At 72.3% G+C, this 18,534-nt stretch carries 15 protein-coding genes and 1 pseudogene; 8 read left to right on the plus strand and 8 right to left on the minus strand.

Annotation, left to right across the window (positions count from 1 at the left end; genetic code table 11):
- Positions 1 to 78 precede the first annotated feature (78 nt).
- Positions 79 to 767 (plus strand): annotated as a pseudogene (locus IE153_RS42115) (hypothetical protein); the annotation flags it as partial.
- A 25-nt stretch (positions 768 to 792) separates the two neighbouring features.
- Here the strand turns inward: IE153_RS42115 and IE153_RS37010 are convergent.
- The gene (locus IE153_RS37010) at positions 793 to 1,308 is read right to left on the minus strand and encodes a YceI family protein (RefSeq protein WP_189594077.1); all 516 of its coding nucleotides are present in this window, start codon (positions 1,306 to 1,308) and stop codon (positions 793 to 795) included.
- Positions 1,309 to 1,423: 115 nt separating this feature from the next.
- Between IE153_RS37010 and IE153_RS37015 the strand changes: the two genes are divergently transcribed.
- The 5 genes from IE153_RS37015 to IE153_RS37035 all read left to right on the plus strand — a co-directional run bounded on the left by IE153_RS37015 (position 1,424) and on the right by IE153_RS37035 (position 5,769).
- Positions 1,424 to 1,927: a MarR family winged helix-turn-helix transcriptional regulator gene (locus IE153_RS37015; RefSeq protein ID WP_189594078.1), complete on the plus strand. Its 504-nt coding sequence runs from the start codon at positions 1,424 to 1,426 to the stop codon at positions 1,925 to 1,927.
- A 369-nt stretch (positions 1,928 to 2,296) separates the two neighbouring features.
- Complete coding sequence (locus tag IE153_RS37020) at positions 2,297 to 3,640, plus strand: hemolysin family protein (RefSeq protein WP_189594079.1); 1,344 nt, start codon at positions 2,297 to 2,299, stop codon at positions 3,638 to 3,640.
- Entirely contained in the window at positions 3,637 to 4,659 is a 1,023-nt protein-coding gene (locus IE153_RS37025) for a hemolysin family protein (protein WP_189594080.1), read from the plus strand. The genes IE153_RS37020 and IE153_RS37025 overlap by 4 nt, the downstream gene beginning before the upstream one ends.
- A gap of 492 nt (positions 4,660 to 5,151) precedes the next feature.
- On the plus strand, positions 5,152 to 5,382 hold the full coding sequence (locus IE153_RS37030; protein WP_189594081.1) for a hypothetical protein: 231 nt from the start codon (positions 5,152 to 5,154) through the stop codon (positions 5,380 to 5,382).
- A gap of 216 nt (positions 5,383 to 5,598) precedes the next feature.
- Positions 5,599 to 5,769: a hypothetical protein gene (locus IE153_RS37035; RefSeq protein WP_189594082.1), complete on the plus strand. Its 171-nt coding sequence runs from the start codon at positions 5,599 to 5,601 to the stop codon at positions 5,767 to 5,769.
- A gap of 47 nt (positions 5,770 to 5,816) precedes the next feature.
- Here the strand turns inward: IE153_RS37035 and IE153_RS37040 are convergent, their stop codons facing one another.
- The 4 genes from IE153_RS37040 to IE153_RS42120 form a co-directional block, all read right to left on the minus strand.
- Positions 5,817 to 6,152 (minus strand): DUF3140 domain-containing protein, encoded by a 336-nt coding sequence (locus IE153_RS37040; RefSeq protein WP_189594083.1) that lies wholly within the window; start codon positions 6,150 to 6,152, stop codon positions 5,817 to 5,819.
- 6 nt (positions 6,153 to 6,158) lie between these two features.
- A complete protein-coding gene (locus tag IE153_RS37045; RefSeq protein WP_031108446.1) occupies positions 6,159 to 6,389 on the minus strand; it encodes a hypervirulence associated TUDOR domain-containing protein in 231 nt (76 codons plus the stop codon).
- Positions 6,390 to 6,445: 56 nt separating this feature from the next.
- Complete coding sequence (locus tag IE153_RS37050; RefSeq protein WP_189594084.1) at positions 6,446 to 7,567, minus strand: acyltransferase family protein; 1,122 nt, start codon at positions 7,565 to 7,567, stop codon at positions 6,446 to 6,448.
- A 272-nt stretch (positions 7,568 to 7,839) separates the two neighbouring features.
- Entirely contained in the window at positions 7,840 to 10,581 is a 2,742-nt protein-coding gene (locus tag IE153_RS42120; RefSeq protein ID WP_229829348.1) for a SpoIIE family protein phosphatase, read from the minus strand.
- A 205-nt stretch (positions 10,582 to 10,786) separates the two neighbouring features.
- Between IE153_RS42120 and IE153_RS37060 the strand changes: the two genes are divergently transcribed.
- A complete protein-coding gene (locus IE153_RS37060) occupies positions 10,787 to 10,984 on the plus strand; it encodes a hypothetical protein (protein ID WP_189594085.1) in 198 nt (65 codons plus the stop codon).
- A gap of 46 nt (positions 10,985 to 11,030) precedes the next feature.
- Here the strand turns inward: IE153_RS37060 and IE153_RS37065 are convergent, their stop codons facing one another.
- Complete coding sequence (locus IE153_RS37065; RefSeq protein WP_189594086.1) at positions 11,031 to 12,092, minus strand: peptidoglycan recognition protein family protein; 1,062 nt, start codon at positions 12,090 to 12,092, stop codon at positions 11,031 to 11,033.
- Positions 12,093 to 13,045: 953 nt separating this feature from the next.
- On the opposite strand from IE153_RS37065, the gene IE153_RS37070 reads away from it, so the two are divergent.
- Complete coding sequence (locus IE153_RS37070) at positions 13,046 to 13,615, plus strand: DinB family protein (RefSeq protein ID WP_189594087.1); 570 nt, start codon at positions 13,046 to 13,048, stop codon at positions 13,613 to 13,615.
- Positions 13,616 to 13,800: 185 nt separating this feature from the next.
- On the opposite strand, the gene IE153_RS37075 is transcribed toward IE153_RS37070, so the two are convergent.
- The gene (locus IE153_RS37075; protein WP_189594088.1) at positions 13,801 to 14,298 is read right to left on the minus strand and encodes a pyridoxamine 5'-phosphate oxidase family protein; all 498 of its coding nucleotides are present in this window, start codon (positions 14,296 to 14,298) and stop codon (positions 13,801 to 13,803) included.
- A gap of 117 nt (positions 14,299 to 14,415) precedes the next feature.
- Positions 14,416 to 18,534 (minus strand): thioester reductase domain-containing protein (locus tag IE153_RS37080; protein WP_189594089.1); only part of this gene is annotated, 4,119 nt, incomplete at its 5' end.

Genomic DNA, 18,534 nt, shown 5'->3' on the forward strand with positions numbered 1-18,534 from the left:
GCGGGGGTTGGAGGGGCGGGGGCCGCCGGGCGGGGGCTGAAGGGCCGGGGGGCGCCGGGGCGGAGGCCGCAAGGCCGAGGGCAGTATCTGACCGACGGCAGCGACCGGATCGACTGGTGCTCCCACGCGAGCCTGCTGCTGCTCGCCGGGCTGCTCGCGCTGTTCGTGCTGTTCGTGCGGCGGCTGGGACCGGCCGCGACCGTGCTGCCCTGGTGCGCCTCCTACGTGGCGACCCGTTCCCAGGACGGCTACTACCTGCTGATGACACCGTTGTGGCTGGCGGCGGCGGTGACCACTCCGGCGTCGGCGTTCGCCGCGGCGTGGCAGCCTCGCCTGCGGCTGCTGTCCGGGCCGCACCGCCGCCCGGCGCGTTTCGCCGCGGCGGCCCTGCTGCTCGCACCGGCGTCGGCCGGCGCGGCCGTGGCGGCGACGGGCACACCGCCTCTGCGGATGCGGGTCACGGCGGTCCGGCACCCCACCGCGGCGAGCGTCTCCCGCCTCACCCTCCAGGTCGCCGACACCGGCGACACGGCCCTCGCCCCGCACTTCACGCTGACCACCGGCCAGGGCATGGACCCGTACTGGCGGGTGGTCCGGGGTCCGCGCACCCTGCCCGCGCACGGCAGTGCCCGCTACGCACTCCGGCCACCCGCGGGCCGCTCGCGCTGCCCCGGCCGGGGGTCCGGATCCGCCTGCGGGCGTTCACGGCGTCGCCGCAGACCCTGTCGAGCGCGGATGTGCGGGAAGCGGTGCGCGGGGCGGGCTGACGGCGGCGCCGGTGCGCCGGGGGCGTCAGGCCGCGGTCGGGGTGAAGCGGAGGGTGGCGGTGACCGTGGTGCGGCCGCGGATCATGCCCAGTTGGTTCCAGCCCATGCCGAACTGCTCGCGGTCCACGGTGAATTCGGTGTCCAGGGTGAGGCCCGCGGTGTCCCGGTCCGTCACGCGCGCGGTCAGGGACAGCGGCCTGCTGATGCCCCGCACGGTCAGCTGGCCGACGACGTGCACCTGGTCCCCGTCGCGGAGCTCGGCGCTGCGGGCCGCGAAGGTGATCTCGGGGTGATGGTCGGCGTCGAAGAAGTGCTCGGACCTGAGGTGGGTGTCGCGCTTGGCGTTCTTGGTGTCCAGGGAGGCGGCCCCGAAGGTCAGGGTGCCGACGGCGGACCCGTCCGACCGGACCTCGCCGGTGCCGCCGACGGTGCCGAAGGTGCCCTTCACGGTGACCAGGCCCCACATGGTCCGGTGCCGGATGCCGACGGTCGAGGCGGCCGCGTCGAGCTGCCACTGTCCGGTTTCCACGGTGACGGTCATGATGGTTCTCCCTGCCGAGTCGTTCAAATTTGGATGACTGCACGGCACGCTAGCCGCTAATCCAAAATTGAACAACCACCTTTTCCAAATTTGGACGACAGGTAGACTCGACGGCATGGCCGACCCCGAGGAGCACCCCACCGACCTGCCCGAATGCCCGTCCTTCGGCACTGGCGGCCTGCTGCCCGCGGAGTTGCGCGCCTGGATGCTGCTGCTGGCCGCGACGGGAGCGGTGGAGCAGCGGCTGCGCGCGGTCGTGAAGGAGACGCTCGACGTCTCGCACGACGAGTTCCTCGTCCTGTGCCTGCTCGCGGAGCAGCCCGAGGGCGGCCTGCGCATGACGCGCGTCGCGGAGCTCCTGGGCCGCCCCAAGACCCGCCTCACCTACCAGATCGCCTGCCTCCAGCACGCCGGCCTCGTCACCCGCAGGTCGGTCTGCGGCGACAAGCGGGGCGTCGAGGTCGCCCTCACGGACAAGGCCCGCCGCCTGCTGAAGGAGGCCTCGGCCCCGCTCGCCGCGACGGTCACCGAATCCCTCGCGCACTTCATGGGACCGGACCAGTGCGCGGCGATGCGGGGGCTGGTGCCGGATCTGGCGGAGGACGCGCGCGCGGAGTGAGCCGGGCGGGCCGCCGGTCGATGCCGGCGGGCTCGCGGAGGGACTGCGCACGCGGTCGGCGGGCAGGTGCGGTTCGACGCGGGGAGCCGGGCCGCGTATGCGACGGACGCCCCCGGGTTCCGGCAGACACCGATCGGGGTGTTGCGGCCCCTGCGCCACTGAGGCCACCACCTCCCCGCACCTCGGGCGACTTCATCTACACAGCCGTAGAATCCGGGAACACCGGCGCGACGACGCGCGTTGTACCGGAGACACACCACAGCTAAGGAGCACGTTCTTGTCCGCCAGACCGACGGACCCTCCGGGGCACAGTCCCCGACCATCCCGCCACGACATGAGTGATCGCGGCACACGGCGGGGTGGTGTTCGATGAGTGCCGGAGAGGCTTTGCTGGGCCTGCTCGCCGTGTTCGTGCTGACCGCCGGCACCGGCTACTTCGTCGCCCAGGAGTTCGCCTACGTCTCCGCCGACCGGCTCACCCTCGCGCGTGAGGCCGAGGCCGGGGACCGCAGGGCGGCCCGTGCCCTCCAGGTGCTGGAGCGGCTGTCGTTCATGCTGTCCGGCGCGCAGCTCGGCATCACCGTCACCGGGCTGGTCGTCGGCTTCATCGCCGAACCGTCGGTGTCGGCGCTGCTCAGGCCCGCCCTGGCGGGGATCGGACTGCCCGACGCGGCCGTCGGCGGCATCGCCGTCGTGCTCGCCTTCGTGCTGGCCACGGTCGTGCAGATGGTGCTGGGTGAACTCGCCCCGAAGAACCTCGCGATCGCCGTGCCCGAGCGGCTGGCGAAGGCACTGGCCCCGTCCACGCTGGCGTATCTGAGGGTCGTCGGCCCCGTCGTACGGATCTTCGACAGTGCGGCCGACCGGCTGCTGCGCAAGGCCGGGATCGAGCCCGTGGAGGAGCTGCACCACGGCGCCACGCTGGAGGAGCTCGGTCATCTGATCGGGGAGTCCCACGAGCAGGGTGAACTGCCCGAGGACACGGCCGCGCTGCTGGACCACGCGCTGGAGTTCTCCGAGCGGGCCCTCGACGAGGTGATGGTGCCGCGCGCCGACGCCGTGTTCGTCCGCAAGGACGCCGGTGCCGAGGAGGCGGTCGGCCTGATCGCACGGCACGGCCACTCCAACTACCCGGTGCTCGGCGACCATCCGGACGACATCGTGGGCGTGCTGGGCGTGCGCGAGCTGATGGCGCTGCCCGCCGCGCGTCTGGCCGGCGCACGGGCCGGTGACGTGGCCCGGCGGCCGCTGCTGCTGCCGGACACGCTCGCGCTGCCCGACGCGGTGACGCGGATGCGGGAGCAGGACGACGAGTTCGCGGTCGTCCTCGACGAGCACGGCGGCGTGGCGGGCATCGTCACGTACGAGGACATCGCCGAGGAGCTGGTCGGTGACATCGCCGACGAGTCCGACAGGGTCACCGTGCTCGCGGTCGCGGACGGCGACGGCTGGCTGGTGGACGCCGGACGCCGGGTGGACGAGGTGACCGAGGCGACCGGGGTCCGGCTGCCGGAGGACGACGACTACGACACCGTGGCCGGCCTGGTCGTGGACCGGCTCGGCCGCTTCCCGACGGTCGGCGACCGGGTCACGGTCGAGCTGCCCGGGGGCGGCCGGGCCGTGATCGACGTCCGGACGCTGGACCGGCACGTGGCCGACCGCGTCCGGATCAGCCCGCTGGTGGAGGCCGTGGAAGCCGAGGAGATGGCGTGAGTTTCCCGATGGCGGTCTTCGTGACCGTGCTGCTGCTGATCGGCAGCGGCTTCTTCGTGGCGGCCGAGTTCGCTCTCGTCGCGGCCAAGCGGCACCGGATGGAGAAGGCGGCGGCCGAGGGGCGGCGCGGTGCCGGGGCGGCCCTGGCCGGGATGCGCGAGCTGTCGCTGATGCTGGCCGGCGCCCAACTGGGCATCACCGTGTGCACGCTTGGCCTGGGCTCGGTGTCCAAGCCGGCGATCTCACACGAACTCGACCCGCTGCTGCACACGCTGGGCCTGCCCAGCGCCGTGAGCTACGGCGTGGCCTTCGCCGTGGCCATGGTCGTGGTGGTGTTCCTGCACATGGTGGTCGGCGAGATGGCGCCCAAGTCCTGGGCCATCGCCCACCCGGAGCGTTCGGCGATGCTGCTGTCGCCGCCCTTCCGGGCCGTGGTGCGGGCCGTACGTCCGCTGATCCGGCTGCTCAACCGGGTCAGCAACGCCCTGGTACGGCTGTGCCGGGTGGCCCCGCGCGACGAGCTGGCCTCGGTGCACAACCGGGAGCAGCTGACGCACCTGGTGGAGGAGTCGGAGCGGCTGGGTCTGATCAGCGCGACCGACTCGGAGCTGCTGACCCGCTCACTGACCGAGCCGGAGACTCCGGTCGCCGCGCTGCGGATCCCGGCCGCGGAGATCACGTGGGTCGAGGGCGGTGCGGACGTCGAGGCGCTGCTGCGCTTCGCCGCCGAGCACGACCGCACCCGGCTGCTGGTCCGGGAGAACGGCACCGTCCTCGGCTCGGTGCACGCCCGGGACGCCCTGGTGGCCCGGGCCCGGGGCCGTGCCACGACCGCGCGGGACCTCGCCCGGCCGGTGCCCGAGCTGACCGAGACCGCCACGGTCGCCGACGCGATCGAGGTCCTGCGCCGCCGCCGCTCGTCCCTGGCCGTGGTCCGCGACGACGCCGGCCGCCTCACAGGCCTGGTCACCCTGGACGACCTGCTGGCCCGCCTGATGCAGCCGGCCGCGGCGTCCTGACGGGGACGGGCGGCCGACGAGGTCGGGGCGCCCCGCCGGTTCCCGTCATCGCCGGGTGCCCGACCAGGCCGGGGCCACCCGACCAGGCCGAGGTCGCCCGGCTGCGAGGCCGGGGCCGAACATCCAGCACATCTGCACACCGCGTGCCTGGAGGCCGGGCCGCGGGCGGGTCGCCGCCGCATCCCGGTCACTGCCGGGGGACTTGGCGGTGAAGTGCCCGCTTCGGGAAACGGGGCGCAATACTCCCGCGCCCGGTCGGGCGACGGGCTGTGTGAAGGATTGGGCGTATCCGGTGACCCCGCGGTCATAGCGGTGAAGGCGGCCGGCGAACGGAGCCGTGGCTCGTCGGTGGGCGGTTGGATCTCCTCTTCGCGGGGTGCTTTGATCCTCCGCACGGCGGGAGCCGCCGGGACGGAATCCAGGTCCCCGGATTCCGGCGCTCACCCGCGCTCACCGCCATTGCGAGACATACACGCGAAGGGAAACTCCCCCATGAACCTCACCTCTCGGGTCGACACCGCCGAGCTCTCCGACGCCGACCTGGACACCGTGGCCGGTGGAAACGCGGGCGGCGTCGATGTCTCCGCGGGCCTCGTGGGCGGCCTCTCCGCCGGCCTGGTCGGCCCCCTGACCGGCGAGGCCTGCGCCACCGTGCAGGCGGTCCTCTCGCCGGAGGGCGCGGCCGCGGGCGCGAACGCGGGCGTGCACACGACGTCGCTCTGACGACATCCGCTCACGAAGGGCCCCGGGGAGCGATCCCCGGGGCCCTCTCGTGTGCGGATGTCGCCATGAACACGGCCACCGCCGCACACGTGTGGAATTTGCGAAGTACGTGATGGAAATCTGGACACCACGGGGGTGGGTAACGCGGTGAGAGGGCGTGACGCAGACTTACTCGGACCCCTCTGATCCCGGCTGCAAACCGATTGGAAGACCGCTGTGAGCCCCGACTCGACCCGGACCGAAGAACTGCCGATCTACGAGAGCCTCATACGCGAACGCGGGGACGTCGTGGAGGAGGCCCGCGTGGTGGCCGAGGAGACCCAGCACCAGATGAGCCTGGCGCTGAGCGGCGTCGCCGCGACCCCGCACGAGACCGGCGCCCCCTGACCCGGGGACCGTCCGGGCCCCGGCGCGGACGCTCCCCGGCCGGGCCGTCACCCGCCGAGCGGGTCGTGGCCCCAGTTCATCAGGGAGTACCGCCACCGTGAGTCCCGTACGTCCCCGGAGGGCCGCTGGGCCAGGTGGCGGCGGACGTAGCCGACGACCTTGCGCATGTGCCGGTAGTCGTCGTCGGTGAGGGCGCCCTTCTTGGCCCGCAGGATCGCGACGATCCGCCGGCCGGAGGCGTGCCCGGTGGACTCGCCCCCGTCCTGGTGCTGCCCGGCGTTCCGCGAGTCGTCGGACTCCAGCCACTTCTCCAGGTCGGCCGGTGCCATGTTCACCAGCTCACGGAAGTCGTTCCAGGTCTCCTCGCGCTCCCCGTCGTCCACGCCGCCTCACTTCTTCTTCTTGAGCGCGGACGGCTTGTGCACCGCGGTCCTGCCGGACTTGTCGCTGCGCACTTCGTACTGGGGGTCGTCCGGCGAGGCGTCGACCGTGCGGCCGGACGTCTCGGTCCGTTCGGTGATCTCCCGCTCCACCTCGCCCTCGGTGCGGCTGCCGTGACTGCTCCAGGTGACCTTGTCACCCTTCTTCGGCTTGCCGCCCTCGCTGCGGCCTTTCGCCATGCCGGTGCTCCCTTGCGGAGAAGGTGTGCTGTCCCTCCAGCGTGCGGGCCGGCCGGTCAGGGCGCAGCTCGAGGGGTGCCGGCCCCGGCGGCGCCCCTGTCACCGAAGGCCCAGGCCATGCCGGGCTCCGTCACACAGCGGAAGACCCGCCGTACGGACGGTGTGCACAGAGCCGTGACGACCAGGGCCGCGACCAGGGTGGCGGTGATCACGCCGACGGGCCCGCGGACCCAGGCCGGCTCGTACCAGCCCCAGTACTTCGCGGCCTGTGCGACGAAACCGTGCAGCAGATAGCCGGACAGGGTGCCGGCGCCCAGTGCGGTGAACCAGGTCCGGCGCCCGGGCACCCAGGCGACGAAGCAGCCGACCAGGACGAGGGAGCAGCCGAAGGCGGCCAGGGTCATCAGGGGCCCGTACCAGAGGGGCACACCGAGCTCCGGGGCGCTGTCGGCGTGGAAGAACCAGGCGTAGTCCATCCGCGGGACCGCCCAGTACGCCACGGCCAGGGCGCAGCCGGCCACCGGTACGGCGAGGATCCGTACCGTGCGCCGCCGCACCAGCCGGAAGTGCTCCGGCCGCACCAGCAGACCGAACACGAAGTACGGCAGGAACTGCAGCGTGCGCTGCAGATCGAGGTCGTGGCCGATGGACGGCGCGGTCGTCGCCGCCATCGCGACGACCAGGGCCAGCGGGAGCGGCCACCGCACCAGCCGCCAGAGCGGCGTGGTCAGCCGCCAGACGAACAGCGCCGCGAGGAACCAGGTGAGGTACAGGGGGTCCAGCAGGCTGACCGGCCGGTCGGGGTCCTGGCTGGTCCAGCGGGTGAACAGGGTGTACGCCGTCTCGAACACCACGTAGGGCACGACGACGCCGGTGAGCAGGCGCTTGAGGCGGGCCGGGCTGCCGTCGAAAGTGCGGGAGAAGTAGCCGGAGATGACGATGAACGCCGGCATGTGGAAGGCGTAGACGAGCATGTAGAGCGCGGTGACGGCCCTGCTGCCCTGGCGCATTGGCTCCCAGGCATGCCCCACGGCCACGAGCACGATCGCGAGGTACTTGGCGTTGTCGAAGAACGCGTCCCGCGGCCGGGCCGGGCGGGGCGCCTCGGCCTGCTCGTTCGTCTGCGTCACCCGGGTCGGTGCGGTCCCCGGCCGGACCGTGGTCACCGTGTCACTCACGGGCCCTCCCGGAGCGACTCGGTGCGAGGGTGCCTCGTCTGGCCGGGAGTAAAGGGGTGGGGTGCGCGCAGAACATCGCCCGCACCCTAATCACAGGGCCGTGCTTTCGTTCAACTCGTAACGGATGTGGCTCGCTTCGGTTCATGCCCGGGTATACGTGCCGGGAGGGGCGATCGTCTCCCGCAGGGCACGGTGAGCGGGCGCCGGGAACCGAGCCTGAACGCTGTGGCAGGACGGCGGCGTGGTCTCCCACACTCGGAGGCGGCCTCCTCTCACCGGTCGAGTTCGAACCAGACCACCTTGCCCGTGCTCAGCCGCGTCGCGCCCCAGCGCCGGGCCAGCCGGTTCACCAGGTACAGGCCACGTCCGGCCTCGTCGGTGGCGCGGGTCCGCTGCAACCGAGGGAGTTGCGGCACGTCGTCGCCGATCTCGCAGCGCAGCACGTCCGTGCGCAGCAGCCGCATGGTGACCGGCCGGGAGGCATACCGCACCGCGTTGGTCACGACCTCACTGACCAGCAGTTCAACGGAGTCCGTGAGTTTCTCCATGCCCCAGCGGGCAAGCGCGCGCCGGGCGAGACGCCGGGCCCGGCCGGGGGCCGTGTCTTCCGGCTCCAGGAACCAGTACGCCACGTCGCTGGGGGCGATCCCGTCGAAGCGGGCGGCGAGCAGCGCGATGTCGTCGTCCCGGTCGCCCGGGCCGAGCATGTCGAGCACCTCGTCGCACAGCATTTCCAGGGGCGGCGGATGGCCCGGCCCGGTGAGCTGCGCGACCGCGGCGAGTTGCTCCCGCAGCTGCTCGATGCCGGTCCACACATCGCGCATGCGTGACTCGGTCAGGCCGTCGGTGTAGAGCAGCAGGGTCGCACCGGCGGGCGCGTCCAGCTCCACGGCCTCGAAGTCCACGCCGCCGACCCCGATCGGGGCACCGGAAGGCACGCGCAGCACCTCGGCGCGGCCGCCCAGGTGCAGGAGGATCGGCGGCGGGTGACCGGCGTTGGCGATGGTGATGCGGTGCGATACCGGGTCGTACACGGCGTACAGACAGGTCGCAATGTAGTCGGTGCCCAGTCGCTGGGCTTGCTCGTCGAGGGCGTGCAGCACCTCCTGCGGCGGCAGGTCCAGGCCCGCGAGTGTCTGCGCGGTGGTGCGGAGTTGGCCCATGAGGGCGGCCGAGGTCCTGTCGTGGCCCATGACGTCGCCGACGACCAGGGCGACCCGGCTGCCGGGCAGCGGGATCGCGTCGTACCAGTCGCCGCCGACCCGGGCCGTCTCCGCGGCCGGCAGATAACGGGAGGCCAATCGCACACCGGTGCAGCGGGGCAGGGTCTCCGGGAGCATTCTGCGCTGCAACTCATCGGCGATGGACGCATGGTGTCCGTCCAGCGCTGTCTTGTCGATGCTCAGTGCGCTGTGCGTGGCGAGCTGCGCGGCCACCAGCAGGTCGTCGTCCTGGAAGGCGGCTCGCTCAGGGCTGCGCAGGAACAGCGCGGTGCCGATCACTCGGCGCCGGCCGCGCAGCGGCGCGAGGATCGCGCGCTTTCCCGGTGGGACGCAGCACTCGACGTTCTCTCCGAGCAGCTCGCGCAGGGCCTCCGGGGCCGCGGGCGTGTTGGTGAAGACGGGACGCACGCCGCGCAGCACCGCGGCGAGCGCGCCGCCCGGCTTGACCTCGCACAGCTGAGTGGCGACCGCGTCCAGCTCAGTGGGCTCTCCGAGCGAAATGATCCCCCCGCCGGCTTCGCCGTCCCCCGGTCTACGGTCGGTGCGGCTCAGCCGGAGCAGCAGCGGGCCGGTCGGCCGCTCGTCCCCTACGGGCAGTGGGTCGCGCAGATGGATCAGGATCGCGTCGGAGAAGGTGGGCACGGTGGCCCGGCACAGCCCTCTCACGATCTCGTCCAGGTCCAGGCCCCGTGCGATGCGCCGGGTCGCGGCACCTATGTAGCGCAAACGATCAGCCGACAGGCGCGACGCATCGACAGCGAAGGTGGTGTCGGGGCTGGTCAGCTGGTTTTCCCGGGTTGTTCGGGACAACGCGGCGGGGTTTTCCTCTCCCCGGGGGAGCGACTGCCGGGTGGCTGTGTGCTGAGGCTGGGCCGGCACCAACTTGATGGTGACACCGGCAGAATCCGAGGTCGCGGACGCCTGGTATCCCATGTCGTGGGCGGCTTGCTGAACGGCATCGTGTTCCTCGTCGAGCACGGCACGCGCCTTCTCCAAAGCAAGATCGACGTCGTCGAGAGCCGCGTCATCGTCAGTGATCGCTTGCATGGCGGGCTGGGGAACCTGCGGGGTCAGGTCCTGCGCGAAGTCGCGGTTCTCATCCTCCTGCCACTCGCGCAGCGCAGCGAGTTCGGCTTCCAGGACATGTATACGACGCGCGGCATGGTCGGCCACCTGCTGGGCGGTGTCTCTCTCCTGCTCGGCACGCTCCAGTTGCTGACGCAGGTCGATCTGTTGTCGTTGTGCCCTGGACAGGCGGAGCTCCAGCGCCGTGTGCGCCTCCGGGTCCTTGGGCGGCAGCACCTGCAGGGCGTCGACCCGGCGTTTCAGTTCTCCCGCCTTTGCCTGAGCCTGGCCGAGCATCGCGAACAGAAGCGTGGCGATCTGAAGCGCTTGAGCGCGACTTCGTTCGCTGGCCTCGTAGGCCTGCCGGACGAGCTGGAGTTCTTGGTACACCTCAATGGTGCGGTCCTTGGCCGCCAGCAGTTCGTGGGCGAGTGCCAGCTCTTGCGTGTCCACCGCGAGTGGCGTCGGGCTGGCACGGGCCCTTTCCCACAGCTCTCGTGCCAGTTGCAGGCGCTGCCCGGCGCGGTCGACCGGTTCGTCGGGGAAGCAGACGTCAGCCACCGCTTCGACCAGGTCCCACGTCAGTGCCTCACCGGACAACAGATCACGTAATCGGCGAAGTTCGGGCACCGCTCCTGCCGTGAAGTGGTCCGGCGTAAGACGCCGATGGAGCTGACTCACCGAGATGGAGGCGGTGTCCAGCCAGGACCGCACCTGCTCGACCACCTGGTTGATCTCGGCGCACGATCCTCTCGGTGGTGCCCATGGCCGGCCCGGTCTTTTCCCCTTGCCGCCCACGCGCCCTCCGGCTCAGTTGTTCACAGGACAACCCCCTGTTGTCACTGGAGAACATTCAACCGGCTCACCAGCGGGTTTTACTCGGGATCGTCGCAATCCCTTCCCTGTGAAACCTCGTCAAGGCGGTGCACTCGTGAACCACGGCTCCACAGCGTTCCTGCTTCTCGTCCTGGCGGTGGCCGTTCTGTTCGCCGCGGTTGCCGCATTGATAGCCTTCGGCCTTGCCCGCTGGGAGGGAGTCGCCATCCCGGCGGCCCTCTCGCGCAGCGGTGTCGCGTTCGCCGCGGCGCTGACCTTGTGTCTCGCCGTTTTCACCTCCCTTGGCCGGTAGCGCGTCAACAGCCAAGAGGCCGGCCCTCACCGTGAACCTCCTGCGCTCAGGTCTCCTTCCACACCAGCACGGTCAGGACGGCGCTCGCGACGGTGACCGGCACGTTGGCCTGGTTCAGCAGCCGTACCCGCATGCTGCGACCCGACGCGATCCGCTTCGTCACGGGCAGGACCGCGAAGGAGCCGCCGCCGGTTCCGACGATCTCGTGGATCGGATGGTCCGCGCGGTGCTGGTCGCCCTCGTACTCCGACATGCGCGCCTGGACGACCGCGCCCGCCGGGAGGCCGTCGATGTGGAGGCCGAGGGTTCCGCTGAAGCGGGCCGGGCCGCGGGCGAAGACGCTTCCGCCGGTGGCGTGGTCGCCGGTCTCGTCGGTCCACTCCGCGGTGAACTCGACCGAGTCCCAGGCGCCGGGCGCGAGGCGGTACTGCGCCGCGACACCGAGGTTGACGTACTGGGGCATGGGGTCCTCTCCTTCCCACCGGCCCGCCGGGTGGGCCAGGGCGTCGGCGACGTCACGGCGGAAGCCGGCCATGTCGAATCCGCGCGGGTCGACCTTCCAGTCGCTCCATTCCAGGTGGCCGATGGCGCTCTTGGGGCCCCAGCCGTGGGCGCGACAGATCGCGGCGGTGGCCTTGACCATCGCGAGGTACTGGGCGGGCGGCCACGGATCCTTGCCGTCGCCCTTGTTCTCGCACTCCCAGCCGTAGAACCGGGCGTTGCCGTCGACCGCGCCGGCCGAGCCGTCGTGCTCGTGCGTCGGGGGCGGATACGTGCCGTACGACTCGCCGATGACGGCGTTGAGCACGTCGCCGTCGCCGCCGCCGGCGTGGTTGGCCCGGCCGTTTCCCGTGAGGTGGACGACGCCGTCCTTGGTGATGCAGCCGGTCGCGAGGGGGCCGGGCAGGGCGCTGTGACCGTTGAAGATCAGCCCCACGACGTCGGTGCCGGGGCCGGTGACGGTGTGGTGGATGACCACTCCGTGCACCGGTCCCCAAGGGCCTTTGTGGTTGCGGTTGTTGGTGCGCCAGCCGGCGACCTCGTGGACGGCGCAGCCCTCGGCCTTCAACGCGGCGACGAGCCGGGCGGCGGTGAGCGGGGTGGCCATGAGTCAGTCCTCCGTTCCGGCCCATGGGTGCCGGTCTGAAGACGGTCCGATCATCTGGGGAGCGTGCCTGGTCTCGGAGCTTGCCCGTTACGGCGGCGTGCCGGTCCTGCAACGGCTCGCCCCCGGGGGCCCTCACCATTCTCGCGCCGCTCGCCCCGCCGCTCACCTCGCCGTGGGCCACGTCCGCAAATTCGGCGCGATTACGACGCTGCCGCACCAGGGGGCGTGGGGCCGGAGGTTCGATGGACACCGGGTCCGGTTCGGACGGCCACCGCATGGGTGTTCGGCATCGTCACCGACCCCGCCATCGAGTAAGCCATCGGCGTCTGCGCCCAGTTGTGCGGGACTGGCGGAACCGTCGACTGGACCCGGCACCGCGGCGTACCCGACCGGGTGCCGCTGATCTGCCGGTGGTTCGAACGGCACGGGTGCGCCCGGCGCGCCGCGTCCGAGGCCGACTCGGCGTTGCGGGCGACCGGATTTCGACCACGGTCGGCGTGTCGGGACGGGGCCCGTCAGACCGGGTCCGTGGTGGGCTCGGCGCGGTAGGGGTCCAGGGCGGCGGCGCGTTCGTGGTACGGGATGCGGGAGAGCCGGGACACCATCGTCCACATGTCGCGTTCCGGAACGGCTGAACGAGGCAGCGTTCCGAGATCCAACCGCATGTCTGGAGGGCGGGGCAATCGGGCGGGGCCCGTCGTCGGGACGCGGCGGGGTTCGCGGCGCGGACGATCGCGGAGTGCTTGATCACGCAGTCGTCGGCCGACACGGCGGAAGGCGTCCGGGGGCTGCGCTCGGGACTCCTGCCCTGCTGACATCACTGAGTCTTCGCCGTCCTTCGAACATGCAGGTCGAAGGCTATGGCGTGGCGCTCGCTCGGATACTCACGCTGATGTCCGGCGGAAGTCCGCGGACTCGGGCAGCCAGGTCTCCCTCGTATGTAGTGTGCGGAAATGAGGAGAAGCGGGCGGCTCGCGGAGCAGTTGGACTGGTACTGGCGCAAGAACCTGCGGCCACGGCTGGAGGGTCTCACCGACGAGGAGTACTTCTGGGAGCCGGTGCGCGGCTGCTGGAGCATCCGCCCACGTGGCACGTCGACCGCACCGATGTCGGAAGGCTCGGGGGAATGGACGATGGACTCCGCGTCCCCTGACACGGTGCCGGTGCCGGCGCCGGTGACCACGATCGCCTGGCGGCTGTCGCACATCATCGTCTCCTGCCTGGGCTATCGGGTCGGCTGGCACTTCGGCGGCCAGGACGTCGACTCCCAGGCATTCGCCTATGCGGGGACCGCTGACGAGGCGCTGAAACAGCTCGACGAGATGTACGGGAGATGGAACGCGGGCGTCCGCGAGCTCTCGGACGCCGACCTGGAGAATCCGCCCGCGGTGGGTCCCGAGCGGCGTCCCATGGAGGGCATCGTCCTGCACGTCAACAGGGAGCTGATCCATCACGGCGCCGAGATCTCCCTGCTGCGCGACCTCTATCGCCGGCAGGACGGGGCCGTACCGCGCCGCAGATGACTTCCCCCTAACCGGCGATCGAGCTTCGGACGGCGACGTGGACTCCGTGACGCGGCGCCGATCCCGACGGACGAGAACCCGCAAAACCAAGCCTGCCAGGGGATCTGCACCCCGGACTGCCGCCCACCACCAGCACGGACAACCCTCCCGCCACCCCCTGATCAGCTACTCAAGACGGCTCAGGCTCACTGGTCCTGCGGGGGCTCGGCCGCCCAGATGCGGCTGCTCAGGTCCGAGCCGCGCAGGACCTGGACGCGCCAGGGGTCGATGCGCAGCAGGTGGTAGTCGGGGCTGTCGGGGCCGGCGCTCCAGTAGAGGTGGGGGTCGTAGCCGACGCCCGGAGGGCTGTTGCGGCGGTACAGCTCCCAGGCGCGCAGCTTGGTGTCGCGGTCGGGCACCCAGGCCGAGACGCTGTCGACGAACACCGCGTCCTGGCGGGGGTGCCAGTAGGCGTACGTCGTGTGGGGGTTGCGTGCCAGGTGGGCGGCCTTCACCGGGGTGCGGAAGACCGCCAGCCATCCGACGGGGCGTCCGCCGATGGTCTCCCAGACGGGCTGGACGACGCGGGCCCGGGGGCGATTGTGCCGGTCGACGGTGACCATCGTGCAGTAGACGGTCCGCTGGACGTACTCGACGAAGGCGGCCTCGATCTCGGAGAACGAACGCACCTGTGCAGTGCCCATGGCGATACCTCGGATTCACATGCGCGGGGACGGAAACGGGGAAACGGGCGGGCCGCCCGGCCGCTCCACGGAGAGCGGCCGGGCGGCCGGTGGTGTCCGATCGGCGGACCTCACAGGTCACGGAGCGGGCGGGAAGTGCCCTTCCTGGACGAAGAACTCCACGTACGTGGCGAAGAGTTCGCGGGTCAGCGGCGGGCAGGAGATGCCCGTCCCGTCCAGTGCCGTCTCGGTCTCGGCCGTGTCGATGGGCGGGTAGAAGCCGTCGGTGTCGGACGTCATCATCTCGAAGGCGTGCAGCAGCGGCAGCAGGGCGTTGTCCCGGTCGGACCGCACCGTGTCGTTCCACCGCTCCCGGTCGGTCTCGTCGATCCGGTACCCGAGTTCACGCAGATACGACACGCAATCGGCGAGGCTCAGGGAGCTGCGGTTGAACAGGTGGAAGGTGCCGCCGGCCGGTTCGCGCTGTGAGATGCCGACGATGGCGGCGCTGACGTAGTCGACGGGCAGAAGGTGGAAGCGGCCTCCGACGCCCGCCGGCGCGGCCTGCGCCTGGAGGAGGCCCTTGAGGCTGAGCCAGACGAAGTCGCGGGTCTGGCAGGCCCCGTTGCGGGTGTCGCCGGAGATGACGTCCACGCGGTGCACCGACACCGGCAGCCCCCGGTCCCGGGCGAGGCCGACGAGCTGCTCGGCGACCCACTTGGACTGGAGGTAGCCGCTGGGCAGGGCTTCGGCGGGGCCGGTCGGGTCGGTCACCTTCAGGGGGACACCGGCCGTGACCGGGCCGTTGAAGACGCCGACGGTGGAGATGTAGTGCACCGGTACCGTGCGGTGGCGGGCCGCCAGGCGCAGGATCTCCCGGGTGCCGTGGACGTTGGCCGCGCGCAGCGCCTCGTAGGGGTGGAGCCAGTGCACGGTCGCGCCCGCGTGGTAGACGGCGTCCACGGTGCGGGCGAGGCCGTCGAACTCGTCCTCGGTCAGGCCGAGTCGTTCCTCGGCGAGGTCCCCGGCGCGGACCCGCAGCCGGCTCTCGTCGATCTCGTCCCAGACGCGGTACCAGGTGAGGCTGGAGCGCAGCCGCTCGTACGCCGCCGCGTCGTCGGCGCCGCGCACCAGGCAGTGCAGGCGGGCGGTCGTGGTGCGCATCAGGTCGCGCACCAGGAACGCGCCGAGGAAGCCGCTCGCACCGGTGACGAGGATGTCGGAGGGGTCGGTGACGGTACGGACGACCTCGTCGGCCGGGCGGATGTCGGCGGGCAGGTCGAGATCGGCGGCGTGGTCGACCGCCGTACCCGTCTCTGAGTCGCCCTGGGGCGCGAGGAGTTCGGTGCGCAGGTGTGCCGCCAGGGCCCGGGGCGTCGGGTGGTCGAAGACCAGGGTGGCGGGCAGCCGCAGGCCGGTGACCGTCGCGAGCCGGTTGCGCAGCTCGACGGAGGTGAGCGAGTCGAAACCGCTGCTCTGCAGGGGCCGTTCGGGGTCGACGGTGCCGGAACGCCCGAGGACCCGGGCGATCTCGGCCGACACGGCGTCGAGGACGACCGTGTGCTGCGCGGCCTCGTCGAGTCCGGCGAGCCGGTCGGCGAGCCCGGGCCCCGCGTCGGCCGCGCCGCGCGCCGTGGCGCGGACCGGCACGCGCACCAGCGACCTGAGCAGCACCGGGACCTGCGGCTGGCGGCGCAGGACGGGGATGTCGAGCGGGGTGGCCACGAGGTAGGGGCGGCCGGTGTCCAGGGCCAGGTCGAACAGGGCCGTGCCGAGCTCCTGCGGGACGGTGCGGAAGCCGCTGCGGGCGATCCGCTTCAGGTCCGTCTCGGTCAGGCCGCCCGTCAGACCGGTCGCCTGCTCCCACAGGCCCCAGGCGATGGACGTGGCCGGCAGACCCGACGCGGCACGGTGCCGGGCGAGCGCGTCCAGGTGGGCGTTGGCCGCGGCGTAGGTGGACTGGCCGGGGCCTCCGACGGCCGCGGCCACGGACGAGAAGAGCACGAACGCCGTCAGCCCGGCGTCCCGGGTCAGCTCGTGCAGGTTCCAGGCCGCGTCGGCCTTGGGCCGCAGCACGGCGTCGAGCCGCTGAGGTGTCTGCGAGGCGATGACGCCGTCGTCGAGGACGCCCGCGGTGTGGACGACGCCGCGCAGCGGGTACGCCGCCGGCACCGAGGCCAGGACGCCCGCGAGGGCGGTGCGGTCGGCGACGTCCGCGGCGGTCACGGTCACGGTCGCGCCCAGGGACCGCAGTTCGGAGCACAGCTCGGCGGCGCCCGGGGCCTCCGGGCCGCGCCTGCTGACCAGCAGCAGGTGGCGTACGCCGTGGTCGGTGACCAGGTGGCGGGCGAAGTGGGCGCCGAGCGAGCCCGTACCGCCGGTGACCAGGACGGTGCCGTCGGGGTCCCAGACCGTGCGGCGTCCGTCGGTGGCGGGCTGCGGTACGGGGGTGCGCAGCAGGCGCGGTACGTGGATCCGGGGGGCATCGGCGGAGGTGGTGCCGGGGCCGGGGGTGGTGCCGCGGAGAGCGGCCTGCGGTTCGCCGGAGGCGACCACGGCGGACAGCGTGTCCGGCCCGGGTTCGCCGTCCGCGTCGACCAGGACGATCCGCTCCGGCGTCTCCGACTGCGCCGAGCGCAGCAGTCCCCAGGCGGCAGCGGCGGCGGGGTCGGTGACGTCCTCGTCGTCGACGACGGCCATGGCGCCCCGGGTGACGACGACCAGCGGCGTGCCGGCCAACGCCTCCTCGGCGAGCCACTGCCGCGCCCAGGAGAGGGCCCGGCCCACGGTGTCCCTGACCGCGTCCCCCGCGGTTGCTCCTGCGGGGGTGGTCAGGTCGAGGCGTACGGCCCCGATGCGCTCGCCGGCCGCCGTGACCGCCGCGGTGACGGCGGGTACGTCCGGGTGCGCGGCGGAGCCGAGGGTGAGCCAGTTCAGGGAAGCGGCGGGCAGTGGGCGGGCGATCCACTCCACGTGGTGGAGGGCGTCGCGGTGCCTGGAGCGGGCGGCCCGCAACGCCTCGGCGCGGACGGGTCCGACGGTCACGGCGTCGGCCACCGCGACCACCTGCCCGGCCGGGTCGGTGAGGCGCACCGCGTAGGTGTCGTCGGCGCCGGGGACCGGGGCGAGGTGCACACGCAAGGTGTCCGCGCCGACGGCGTACAGCCGCAGACCGCTCCATCGGGTGACCGTGGACGGCAGACCGGGCAGCCCGGCGGCGTACAGCGGTTGCAGGGCGGCCTCCAGCAGCACCGGATGCAGCCCGAACCCCTCGGCGTGCGGATCGGTGTCGGAGTCCAGGGCCACCTCGGCGAACAGCTCGTCGGCGCGCCGCCACATCCGGGTGAGCCGTCGGTACGCGGGACCGTAGTGCACACCGGCGGCGGCGAAACGCTCGTACAACTCCTGTGCCCGGTCCGGGGGTGGCCCGCCGTCCGGGTCGAGGCCGGCGAGTGGCTCCGCGCCGGCAGGTGGCCACGGCGTCGGCTCGGTGTCCGCCGGCGGGACGAGCGGGGCGTCGCCCAGCAGGCCGTGGGCGTGGCGCGTCCAGGACGCGTCGGCCTCGTCGGGCCGGGCGTGGACGGTGAGGACGCGTCGGCCGTCGGTGTCCGGTTCGCCGACGCGGACCTGGAGGTGCAGGGCTCCGTCGCGGGGCAGCACCAGTGGCGCGTCGACGACGAGTTCGTCCACGGCCGTGCAGCCCGTCTCGTCCCCGGCGCGGACGGCCAGTTCAGCGAGGACCGTACTCGGCACGACGGTCTCCCCGGCGACGGTGTGCGCGGCGAGAAGCTGGTCCGTACGGGCCGACAGGCGGGTCGTGAACAGTGCCTCGTCGCGGTCGCCGGGGAACAGCGCGGCGCCGACGAGGGGGTGGTCGGTGCTGTCCAGGCCGAATCCCCCCGCGTCACGGCGGCCGGCCGCGAGCGCCTCGGTCCAGTACCGCTGGTGCTGGAAGGCGTAGGTGGGCAGCGGGACCCGACGCGCTCCGGAGCCGGCGAAGAACGCCTCCCAGTCGACGGGCACGCCCCGGGTGTACAGGGTGCCGACGCCGTCGGCCAGCGCGGACGGTTCGGGCCGGTCGGGGCGCTGGAGGGCCTGGACGGTGACGTCGTCCCGGTCCGTGAGCACCGTCTGTGCGAGGGCGGTGAGGACGCCGCCGGGGCCGATCTCCACGACGGTCCGCACCCCCTGGTCGTACAGGGTGGTGACGGCGTCGGCGTACCGGACGGCTTGGCGGACCTGGGTCACCCAGTAGTC

This window comes from Streptomyces massasporeus, assembly GCF_014648995.1.
Taxonomy (GTDB): Bacteria; Actinomycetota; Actinomycetes; order Streptomycetales; family Streptomycetaceae; genus Streptomyces; species Streptomyces massasporeus.